Raw genomic sequence first — 10,680 nt, 5'->3', positions numbered from 1 at the left:
ACTAAACAACCACCGGCTAGGCCGGTGGGTTTAAGGTATCGACTGAAAGTCGGGATACACGTCGACTAAACGACGTGTCTAAGGTTCAACTTCGAAATCTTTTGTTGCTCCCGGCTCAAAATGATGGTCAAGATATTGTTTTATCATGTCTTCTGTCATATCACCTACCGTTGCACAAAAATAGCCTCGTGCCCAAAAATGTTGCCCCCAGTAGCGTTTCTTCAAAACCGGAAATTCCTCAAACAGCCTACTTGCTGTTTTCCCCTTTATGCGCCTCATAATTTCACTCGGCGCAAGTGCTGGAGGAGCGGAAACCAAAATATGAACATGATCTTTACTCACAACACCTTTGACAATCCTTATCTCAAAAGCCTCGCAAGTCTGTTTGATCAACTCCCTAACTCGCAACGCAACGTCCCCATAAAGTACTTTGTATCGATATTTCGTAACCCATACAAAGTGATATTCAATTTTAAACACCGTATGACTACCGTATCTATAATCCATTTTTCACACCAACTAAAAATCAAAATTGTAATATAAACTAACTTTTAGTGATGAAATCTGTCCGACTAAAGTCGGAGGTTTTCACCCTTCATATTGAAATAAAGACTTGAAATAGTCCCCCGTCAAGATACAAAGCATCAAGGCAATGAACACAAAAAAGGCCTGCGGCACCTAAGCACACGCAAGCCTTGTTGATTCTTTAAGCGGCAAATTATGCTGTTTTATTACCCAGCATACCGATTAAACCTGCTAAACCTTGTTCTAGCAAACCATCGGTATTTTCAGGTAATTTACCATCAGGGCTCAGCTTATCAATAATTGTTGGCAAAAGACTCGCCAGTCCACCCGATACATCAGCCACATTAATACCCAATTTTGTGGCAATATCTTGCACAAACGAAGAGCCTAAAATCGCTTGCAATTGATCGCCTGATACCGGTAAATTTGCCCCTGTGCCAACCCAAGAAGCAACGTGTTCTTGCAGCCCACCGGCTACCATTTTTTGCACCAAACCACTCAAACCACCTGTTTCAGGACTATTCAGCATACCCAAAACAGATGTCAATAAATTACCTTGATTTCCCGCAGTGCCGCCTGCTTGTGCGCTCACTACGTCTACGATTGAGTCTAGCAATCCCATATGGATCTCCTATTTAATGTGGTTAACAAGATGCGCTTATTCGCAGCCAAGGCCATCATACTGCTTTCCGATTTTAGGGTCAAAGTTCAGGCTTATTTAATTGCCTTTTCACAAAGCCGACTTTAAACTTTAAGCGAGTTCTTGTTTTAATCGTGCATAAATACCACCAAAACTGCCATTACTCATTAGCACAAAATGGCCACCGCTCGTAGCTTCTTGTTTAATACGCGCAACAATGCCATCAATAGAATGGCAAATAGTGATGTTATCAGCATATTGCTTTAGCGCACTCAAGTTCCAATCCATCGTGTCTGGCTGATACATAATCGCCACATCGGCATCGCTTAACGACTGCGCCAAGGTTTCGGTATGCACACCAAGACGCATGGTATTAGATCGCGGCTCAACAATGGCAATAATGCGCTGCTTACCCACTTGCTTACGCAGACCATCCAACGTAGTGGCAATGGCGGTAGGGTGATGGGCAAAATCATCGTACAAAGTAACATTATTGATTTTAGCAATCACTTCCATACGGCGTTTAACGTTTTGAAACAACGCCAACGCATTAATCGCATCTTTTGGCAAAATCCCCACATGTTTTGCCGCCACAATCGCTGACAGCGCGTTATAAACGTTATGGTCACCGGTTAACGACCACTGTACTGTGCCTTGATTTTCATTATTAAATAGTACATCAAATTCGCTGCCATCTGGCTTAATTAACTGGGCATTCCACGCCGCATCGGCATTAATCGAGGTTTTAGCTTGCGGTGTCCAGCAACCCATTGCTAACACGTCATTAATATTGTCATCGGCGGCGGGGCTAATGATTAAGCCTTCGCCTGGCACGGTGCGCACCAAATGATGAAACTGTTTTTGAATCGCCGCCAAATCCGGAAAAATATCGGCATGATCGTATTCCAAATTATTTAAGATGGCGGTACGCGGCCGATAATGCACAAATTTGGAGCGTTTATCAAAAAATGCCGAATCGTATTCATCGGCTTCAATCACAAAAAACGACGACTCACCTAAGCGTGCCGAAATACCAAAATTCAACGGAATGCCACCAATTAAAAAGCCGGGGTTAAAACCTTGATGCTCTAATATCCAGCTCAACATACTGGTAGTAGTGGTCTTACCGTGCGTACCAGCCACACCTAGCACCCATTTATCATACAACACATGTTCGGCCAGCCACTGTGGACCAGACACGTATTTAAGACCGCGATTAAGCACCGCTTCCACTTCGGGATTACCCCGTGACATCGCATTACCAATAATCACCAAATCTGGCGTATTAGCTAAATTTTCTGCATTATAGCCTTCCATGAGCGTAATGCCCTGTTGTTCTAATTGCGTACTCATTGGCGGGTAGACGTTTTGGTCAGAACCGCTGACCTCGTAACCTAACTGCCGCGCAATAACGGCCAACCCGCCCATAAATGTTCCGCAAATACCTAAAATGTGAATATGCACCGCTTTATCCTAAAAGTTATTTAAAAAATGATTTCCTACAGCGTTTATCTTTTGCAATACAATACACGCATGCGCTTAACCTTGACGTTACGATAAAATAATCTCATGTAACGGGTGTGATCTAATAATGAACGAAAAAAATAAAATTATAGTTGAAGCAACGCCTTATTTCATAGAGGCACAATCATTTCCTAATGATAGCCGCTACGTGTTTGCTTACACCATTACCATTACTAATGCAGGTAATATAGCTGCAAAATTAATAACCCGGCACTGGCTAATTACCGACTCCAACGGTAAAACCCAGGAAGTACGCGGTGATGGTGTGATTGGCGAACAACCTTATTTACGACCCGGCGAGTCTTTTCGCTACACCAGCGGTGCAATGATTGAAACGCCGGTCGGCACTATGCAAGGCAGCTACACCATGCGTACTGATAAGGGCGATTGCTTTGATGCCCCCATACCGCAGTTTACGCTGTCTATCCCTAGAACCTTGCATTAATGCTATGGCTATTTATGCCATAGGCGATATTCAAGGTTGTTACGATGACTTATTACGGTTATTGGATGTTATTGCCTTTAATAAACACAACGATCAACTGTGGTTCGCAGGCGATTTAGTTAATCGCGGTCCTAAATCATTGGAAACCTTGCGCTTTGTTAAATCATTGGGAGATGCGGCAATTTGTGTGCTAGGCAACCACGATATGCACTTGCTTGCCTCATCGTGCTTACCGTTATTATCCTCTAAAAAAGATACCTTAAGTCCGGTATTAGATGCGCCGGACAGGGATGAATTATTAGATTGGCTAAGACATCGCCCACTGTTTCATTACAACGCGCATTTTTGTTTACTGCATGCCGGTATTCCGCCGCAATGGGATTTTACTACGACAAAAAACATGGCACACATTGCTGAAAAAACTTTGCGCGGCGCAAATTATGCGTCATTTTTAAAACAAATGTACGGCAATAAGCCCGATCTGTGGTCAAGCAAACTAAAAAACATATCCCGTTTACGCTTTATTGTTAATTGCTTTACCCGCATGCGCTATTGCGATAAAGACGGGCGACTGGATTTTTCCAGTAGCGTAAATCCTGGCAACCAAGCACATGGGTTAATTCCCTGGTTTGCTATGCCACAACGCAAAAGCCAGGACATGCGGATTATTTTCGGACACTGGTCCTCGCTAGGCTATTACGAAGGACACAATTGCCTAGCGATTGATACCGGTTGCGTGTGGGGTGGTCAACTAACCGCTGTAAAACTGGCTGAACCAGTACAGCGTTTTAGTATTGATTGTGTAGGCATTCAAAAACCTGTTAAAACGTCAGCGCTTAATCTTTAATAATACTAAAATTACTTGCCGCGTTTTCACAGTTCAATAATTACAGCGTAACCGTTCGCACTGAGCTTGTCGAAGTGTGCCGTTCATGCTTCGACAAGCTCAGCACGAACGATGGTTGTAACTGTCCTAAGTTGAAAGCGCTGTAGTACAATCCATCGCTTATATTAAAAAACACAAGGCGTAGAGCACGTTACTAAACTACCGCCTCGACGACAAATATAATAATACTTCAATAATTTTTGCGCATCAGAACTTGTATCAGGCGTAATATTTAATACCTCTTCATCAGGGGGCAGTTTAAAAGAAATATCAATAAAATCTAAAGGATTTTTATTTTTGAAATCCTCTAAATTAATTTCGATACCGTGTGGAAAAACCAGCTTTATCTCTCCGTTTATACCAAAAGCAAGTACAAAAGCCAATTCCTCACCAAGAATTTCTTCGGTTGCAGCTTTACTTAATGTAGGTAATATCGTTTTACTGTTCATTTTTTACTCCGAATTAAAAATTAAGCGTAATACGAGAAAACAACGTTCGTTCTGGAAAAAAATCAGGCGAATGCTGCTCATTTAATTGGTATTGCCTATCTCGGTATATAAAATTATTATCAAATATATTTTTAGCCTCCAGACTGATTAAACCATATTGCTTTGGAAATCGGTAACCAATAGCCGCATCCACCAGATAAAAATCACTGTTAAAACTACCTACTTTTTCTAAATCCACCGTGGCTGCCTGGGTTTTTTGATTAACATAAGTGCCTTTTACTGTCGCAAAAAACCCAGCGGGGTGAAAAAATTTAATTTCCAGTGGAATATAAGCAGTTTCAACAAATTTCGGAAAAACTGGAAAACTACCGTCACTGCGATAATTTTCGAAACGAAACTCAGCATTTAAAACCCAATTGTCGTGTGGTGTCCAATTAAAATACAAGCGATATATTTCTTCTGTGGGCTTTATAAAAAAATCCACAGATTTACCCGTAATGAAATCCTGTCGACCAACAAAAGTGGGAATTTTTAAATCACGTTTAAAAATTTCAATGCCTGCATAGCTGTTCTTAAGGATATGCGTATCAATACCAAAGCCGTACTGCCAAGCCGTTGTACCATTAATATCATCAAAAAACTGATTAAAGCCAGCAACTTGCGTAGATTGAAGAATTTGATTATCCGTAATCGCAGATTTAACCGTTTTAAACACCGCCGCTCTAACGGTTACATACTTATTAGCCGTCCAAAATAAACCAAGCTTTGGATTCAGTTCATTGAGTGTAAAATCCGCACTCATTTTATTATCAATATAATGATCGAAAGATAATCCTGATGTTACATTTAAATTATCAAAAAATTTATAATTTGAATACAAATATCCAAAATACTGACTTATATTACTAACTACATGCGGGCATACCTTGTCGATACATTTTTCAGCATAACTATTATTATCATTAAGGTATGCCCCGCCACCTAACATTATATTTAAAATAGTATTGTCAAATAAATATTGTGCTTCAAAATTGTTGCTACTGGTTTTTTGAATATCATGATTAGTATTTTCTTTTCTGTCCGTATGAATAAACGACAATAACATAGCCGAATATTGTGTCGGTGAAAATTTCATGCCATAGCGATAACTGTCTTGATTTATATTTCGCTTATATGCCAGACTAGTTTCAGCATAACCTTTAAGTGCTAAATCACCTTGTTCTGTTTCACGATGCCGATATTCTGCCTGAATATTAACACTAGGCGACATTTCATATTGTGTAAAAGCGCTATATATAGCGTGTTTAAATCCTTTATTATCTTGGAAACCGTCAGTAGCGTAATGCAGCTGCCCTAAACTAAATGAAAATTTATTATATATTCCCGATAAAGCCGCTTCATCGCCTAAAAGACTATTAGAACCCGCAATGCCCGTCGAAGTAAATCGTACACCGTTGCGTTCAAATAATCGATTATATTCATTAAACGAGGTATCAACCAAACCAATGCCTTTAATAATATTTAAGTCGCTGTAAGCCAAACTGGGTTGTATTGGATTATAATTAAGCGGCTGCAATAACTGCGACTGTAAATATTCACTGCTCCGTGCTATTTCGTGTCGCGGCTTAACCATATAACTGTCCGATAATAAGCGGTGTGCGGAATAATTATTTGGGTCTGTCGCCAATGATGTCATCGCCAATCGATTAGCAACATCATCAAAACCTAAATTATTATAGATACGACCTAAACCCACTTGACGCGCGGCTTTATCTTTATCCAGCAATAATTTTGAGCGATACACACCGCGATTACCATTTAGCTCAATCGCTTTTTGCATATCATGCAGTGCCTCAACCGGACGATTGGTGGCTTGTTTAAGGATTGCATCGTAAAACCACGGCGTGGGATCTTTGCTATCCATTGTTTTAGCAATAGTAAATTCCTTGGTGGCAAATTCCTTATTTTTCAGCTCGTAAAACGCTTTACCCAAATAACTGCGTAAAATGGCATTATTAGGATCAAGATTAACCGCGATTTCCAAATCACACTTGCCAGCGTCCAGCTGACCTTGCTTAATTTTTGCTAAAGCCAAACCCAATCTGGCCATAGGATCAGAAGAATCCAGATTAATTGCTTGCGTAAATGCCCGTTCTGCGCTGGCAATAGTATTTTCCGCAAGCTCAGTAAAGCCTTTTATGATGTGGATTTTGGCCAGATGGGGATTGAGCGCTTGTGCCTTTTTAGCCGCTATTAAGGCCGCCACCCTATCACTAACACACAGCTGTAACTCAGCCAATCTTGCCCATGCCAGCGCATTATCTGGCGCAAGATCTGTGGCTAGCTGTGTGGCTTTTAAGGCCGCATCAATATTAAATTGCGCTTGATAAGCATACGATAATGCCAGATGTGCAACAGCAGATTTAGGCTTAAAACTAACCGCCTTACGCGCGTAATCTAATGCCGCTTGTTGATGATTTTGAGTCACCGCAATAATCGCTTGCAGCGCTATTGCATCCGTGTTGTTAGGTTCTAAGCCAAAAATTTGCTCAAGCTGTACACGCGCGGCATCCACACGCCCAACCGTCAATAACAACGAAGCACTAAAATTTAAATAGCCACTGTTACGAGCAGTTTCCGGCACGTTATCAAGCGCTTTTAAAGCGGCAAAGACATCACCGTGTTGATAAGCCATTAATGCGCTGCGTAAATTAGCATCTACAGCGGATAATTTCAGGGTTTGATAATCGGCAATAGGTGGGTAATACAAGCTCCATTGCACAGCATCTTGTGGACTGACGGTTAAAGCATGCAGCTGCGGGGCTTGATTAGCGCCAGCCTCACCTACCAAACCCTGTGTTATTAGTACCTTACCCGCCGCATTGCTTGCCGCCACCGCGCCATCAAACACCGCCACTTGCGTTTTATTAGACGTTACTGTCACCATAAATTCGGTGCCTTTGTGAACAGCATTAAGAAATGGCGTGTCTATATCCAATTCATAATTGTTACGGCTTCTAAAAAAAATAGAGCCTTCAAGCAAACGTAAATACCACGCGTGTTTTTTTGTTTTTGGTACAGGAAAAATAAGTGCCGCATTTTGATCTAAAGTCGCCAACGCCTGATTGGTAAACATTAAAACCACACGGCTGTTTTTCCCTGTACGCACACCATCACCATTACACAAAAAATCATTCTGATGCGCCGATTTCCATTGTGTTTGATCCAGATATTTAACATCAACCATGCCTTGCGCAGAAACAATCTTCGCTATCCAATGCTCGCAAGCGGTCGCTGCTTGCAAGTAACAAGGTGTCAGTGAGAAGATAGAGCAGAAATAGCAAATTATTTTCTTATACATTATTATTTTTTTGCTTTCTAACAACCAAAATAATACTTAGTTAAATCAATAGAATGAATTAACCGGCCTGCGTGTTGTTTATAACCGTCCCCATTGAAGCACGCCGCATTTACAAATGCAATAAACGAGTAAAATGACTGCTCACCATACCCTGATAAGACCATAACATTTTTACTGCCATAACAAATAAAAGTATTGAAAAATATCGTTTTAATTGTTTAGACGGAATTTTATTAGCCCATTTAGCGCCTATGGGGGCGGTAAAAATACTGGCCAATACAATACCCAAAAATGCCGGACAATACACATAACCGAAGCTACCTTCTGGTAATGCTGAAACTGTTCTGCCCAGTAACACATAACTGATCGTACTGGTGATAGCAATTGGCAAACCACAAGCACTGGCAACTGCCACCGCATGACGCATGGGCAGCTGAAAATGCACTAAAAATGGCACAATCAGCGTGCCGCCGCCAATACCCAAAATAGCCGACAAGCTTCCCGCAAACACCGCCGCCACATTATCAACACGTTTAGACGCAGCGACTTGCCCTGGCTTAGGTTTGTGCGCTAAAGCCATATTAATGGCAGCGTACACTAAATACACCAAAAATACTAAGCGCAATACTTCTTTAGGCATCTGATTAGCCAATAACGCCCCTAATACCGACCCCACAACAATACCAGGCATCAAACGGAATACCTTATCCCAAACCACCGCACCCAGACGATGATGCGCCCATACCGAAGATATTGAAGTGGCAATAATTGTCGCCAAAGACGTTGCTACCGACATAATCATCACTAACTCGGCAGCAAAGCCATGTTGAGTAAACAGCATTACCAGAATTGGCACAATAATCAGGCCACCACCAATACCAAACAAGCCTGCCGAAATACCGGATACCGCACCTAACAACACACTGGCAAAAAATATGTCTATCACCTTGTCGCCTCCCAAAAAATTAATTCAACCAAATCAGAATTTAGCGTGCAAAACAGCAACTGCCATAACAAAGCCGCGTATGCTATGCTAACTGCATCTTTAATAAACACAATACCCCTCATGCAAATCTATTTAGTTGGTGGCGCAGTACGTGATACCTTGCTTAATATTGCCGTTAAAGAACGCGATTGGGTGGTGATCGGCGAAACACCGGAATCAATGATCAAGCAAGGATTTCGGCCTGTGGGTAAAGATTTTCCGGTATTTTTACACCCCAATAATCAAGAAGAATATGCGCTCGCCAGAACGGAGAAAAAAATCGCACCCGGCTACACTGGTTTTAGCATTTACACCGCACCCAATATTAGCTTAGAAGACGATTTAATCCGCCGAGATTTAACCATTAATGCTATGGCCATGACTCCTGAAGGTCAGTTGATTGACCCCTACGGCGGCAAAAAAGATTTAGAGAATAGAATTTTCCGACACATATCGCCAGCTTTTGCCGAAGATCCGGTGCGGATCTTACGTTTGGCACGTTTTGCAGCCCGTTATCAGTCACTGGGGTTTACTGTGGCAGAAGAGACAATGGCGCTTATGCAAGCAATGGTCGAAGGTGGTGAGGTGGATCATCTGGTAGCAGAGCGCGTGTGGGCAGAACTACTCAAAGCATTGAAGGAAGCCGCGCCTTCGGCATTTTTTTATACTTTAAGGCATTGCGGTGCATTAGCCAAAATATTGCCAGAAATTGATTGTTTATTTGGTGTACCACAACCGGAAAAATATCACCCAGAAATTGATACCGGCATACACACACTGTTATGCCTACAACAAGCAGCTTTACTATCCAATAAGCCCGAAGTACGTTTTGCAGTTTTAGTACACGATCTTGGCAAAGGCATCACGCCACCAGCAATTTGGCCACACCATTACGGCCACGAAAAAACCGGCTTACCCATTTTAATAGCACTGTGTCAGCGGCTACGTGTCCCCAATAATTTTAAAAATCTTGCACTGCACGTTATGCAATATCACACCCATTGCCATAAAGTCACCGAACTTAATGCCTCAACATTAGCAGATCTGTTAAGTACACTGGGTGCCTTTAAAGCCAATAACACCTTGGCGGATTTTCTATTAGCCTGCGAAGCGGATGCCAAAGGGCGCACGGGGTTTGAGAACAAACCTTATCCACAAGCGGCAATATTTGCTAAAGCTGCAAGCGCCGCAAGCGCCATAGATACCTCGGTAGTTACCAACAGCAGCTTACAAGGGCCGCACATTGGTGACGCTATACGCCGATTACGCATTGCTGCTATTACTGCACTTGCTAATAAACAAGACAATTAACGTCAATCAAGCAACGATTTTTAGCCGAAAGTATGATCCAATTGATTTCAGCATACGTCGCTAATAGCAATTCAGGCTATCCATTTAAGCTGGGGCGAATTTCACGGTTAGAAATAACAAAAAGGCTTGCAGGATGTTTTCTGCAAACCTTTTTGTTGTGCGGTAGGCAGAAAAGCTATTGTTTACATGTTAGGTTAGTTAATATAAAAAACAACGTAAATTTTAAATATAAAACAAAATCAATGCGTTAAATATATTTATCTAATTTGTAAAGTAACTAACTAATTATAAAAACGCTGTATGTAAATTTTATTCAGATATATAGGTTAGTTTCGCATGTACTACCGCTGAATCTTCAATTACAGCAAAGCTAAAGCGGTTTGTTGTGTTCATAACATCAAGTCCTGCCTGAGGAATTTCATAAGCTACCAAACCGGTTGTAGCAGGCCATTTGGGTGCAGTGGCGAAAGCAAGAGGAAGTGGGACAGCTCCCAATACTGCTACCGTCAATAAAAAATAATATCTAAAACAATTAGATAAAAGATATGAAGGCT

10 protein-coding genes are annotated in these 10,680 nt (G+C 41.6%); 3 read left to right on the top strand and 7 right to left on the bottom strand.

The genetic code is table 11. The features are described 5' to 3' along the window. Positions 1 to 78: 78 nt before the first annotated feature. From tnpA to mpl, 3 genes are all read right to left on the bottom strand, one after another. Positions 79 to 507: an IS200/IS605 family transposase gene (gene tnpA / locus CRENPOLYSF2_RS15425; RefSeq protein ID WP_087144845.1), complete on the bottom strand. Its 429-nt coding sequence runs from the start codon at positions 505 to 507 to the stop codon at positions 79 to 81. A gap of 211 nt (positions 508 to 718) precedes the next feature. Further along, positions 719 to 1,147, bottom strand: coding sequence for a YidB family protein (locus tag CRENPOLYSF2_RS15420; RefSeq protein ID WP_087144844.1), 429 nt, complete (start codon positions 1,145 to 1,147; stop codon positions 719 to 721). A gap of 129 nt (positions 1,148 to 1,276) precedes the next feature. Further along, a complete protein-coding gene (gene mpl, locus CRENPOLYSF2_RS15415) occupies positions 1,277 to 2,629 on the bottom strand; it encodes a UDP-N-acetylmuramate:L-alanyl-gamma-D-glutamyl-meso-diaminopimelate ligase (RefSeq protein WP_087144843.1) in 1,353 nt (450 codons plus the stop codon). A gap of 127 nt (positions 2,630 to 2,756) precedes the next feature. Between mpl and apaG the strand changes: the two genes are divergently transcribed. Both apaG and CRENPOLYSF2_RS15405 read left to right on the top strand, forming a co-directional pair. Further along, on the top strand, positions 2,757 to 3,134 hold the full coding sequence (gene apaG, locus CRENPOLYSF2_RS15410; RefSeq protein ID WP_087144842.1) for a Co2+/Mg2+ efflux protein ApaG: 378 nt from the start codon (positions 2,757 to 2,759) through the stop codon (positions 3,132 to 3,134). A gap of 4 nt (positions 3,135 to 3,138) precedes the next feature. Beyond that, positions 3,139 to 3,981, top strand: coding sequence for a symmetrical bis(5'-nucleosyl)-tetraphosphatase (locus CRENPOLYSF2_RS15405; RefSeq protein WP_087144841.1), 843 nt, complete (start codon positions 3,139 to 3,141; stop codon positions 3,979 to 3,981). 164 nt (positions 3,982 to 4,145) lie between these two features. Here the strand turns inward: CRENPOLYSF2_RS15405 and CRENPOLYSF2_RS15400 are convergent, their stop codons facing one another. From CRENPOLYSF2_RS15400 to CRENPOLYSF2_RS15390, 3 genes are all read right to left on the bottom strand, one after another. Then, positions 4,146 to 4,469, bottom strand: a complete 324-nt coding sequence (locus CRENPOLYSF2_RS15400; RefSeq protein ID WP_087144840.1) for a hypothetical protein — start codon at positions 4,467 to 4,469, stop codon at positions 4,146 to 4,148. Between the two features lie 13 nt (positions 4,470 to 4,482). Next, complete coding sequence (locus CRENPOLYSF2_RS15395) at positions 4,483 to 7,830, bottom strand: FecR domain-containing protein (protein ID WP_087144839.1); 3,348 nt, start codon at positions 7,828 to 7,830, stop codon at positions 4,483 to 4,485. 109 nt (positions 7,831 to 7,939) lie between these two features. Continuing rightward, complete coding sequence (locus tag CRENPOLYSF2_RS15390; RefSeq protein ID WP_087144838.1) at positions 7,940 to 8,776, bottom strand: sulfite exporter TauE/SafE family protein; 837 nt, start codon at positions 8,774 to 8,776, stop codon at positions 7,940 to 7,942. A gap of 120 nt (positions 8,777 to 8,896) precedes the next feature. Between CRENPOLYSF2_RS15390 and CRENPOLYSF2_RS15385 the strand changes: the two genes are divergently transcribed. Beyond that, positions 8,897 to 10,126, top strand: coding sequence for a multifunctional CCA addition/repair protein (locus CRENPOLYSF2_RS15385; protein WP_087144837.1), 1,230 nt, complete (start codon positions 8,897 to 8,899; stop codon positions 10,124 to 10,126). Between the two features lie 309 nt (positions 10,127 to 10,435). Here the strand turns inward: CRENPOLYSF2_RS15385 and CRENPOLYSF2_RS18890 are convergent. After that, positions 10,436 to 10,680, bottom strand: a 245-nt coding sequence (locus tag CRENPOLYSF2_RS18890; protein ID WP_176371137.1) for a hypothetical protein, incomplete at its 5' end; no start/stop codon positions are given.

Source organism: Crenothrix polyspora, assembly GCF_900163755.1.
In the GTDB taxonomy this organism is placed as follows: domain Bacteria; phylum Pseudomonadota; class Gammaproteobacteria; order Methylococcales; family Methylomonadaceae; genus Crenothrix; species Crenothrix polyspora.
The sequence above is the reverse complement of the archived record's forward strand: the minus strand, read 5'-3'. Positions and strand labels throughout refer to the sequence as shown.

Excerpts from the sequence above, each read along its gene's own strand:
- CRENPOLYSF2_RS15395 (WP_087144839.1), bottom strand. The coding sequence starts at position 7,830 with ATGTATAAGAAAATAATTTGCTATTTCTGCTCTATCTTCTCACTGACA.
- CRENPOLYSF2_RS15385 (WP_087144837.1), top strand. The coding sequence starts at position 8,897 with ATGCAAATCTATTTAGTTGGTGGCGCAGTACGTGATACCTTGCTTAAT.
- apaG (WP_087144842.1), top strand. The coding sequence starts at position 2,757 with ATGAACGAAAAAAATAAAATTATAGTTGAAGCAACGCCTTATTTCATA.
- tnpA (WP_087144845.1), bottom strand. The coding sequence starts at position 507 with ATGGATTATAGATACGGTAGTCATACGGTGTTTAAAATTGAATATCAC.
- CRENPOLYSF2_RS15405 (WP_087144841.1), top strand. The coding sequence starts at position 3,139 with ATGGCTATTTATGCCATAGGCGATATTCAAGGTTGTTACGATGACTTA.
- CRENPOLYSF2_RS15400 (WP_087144840.1), bottom strand. The coding sequence starts at position 4,469 with ATGAACAGTAAAACGATATTACCTACATTAAGTAAAGCTGCAACCGAA.
- CRENPOLYSF2_RS15420 (WP_087144844.1), bottom strand. The coding sequence starts at position 1,147 with ATGGGATTGCTAGACTCAATCGTAGACGTAGTGAGCGCACAAGCAGGC.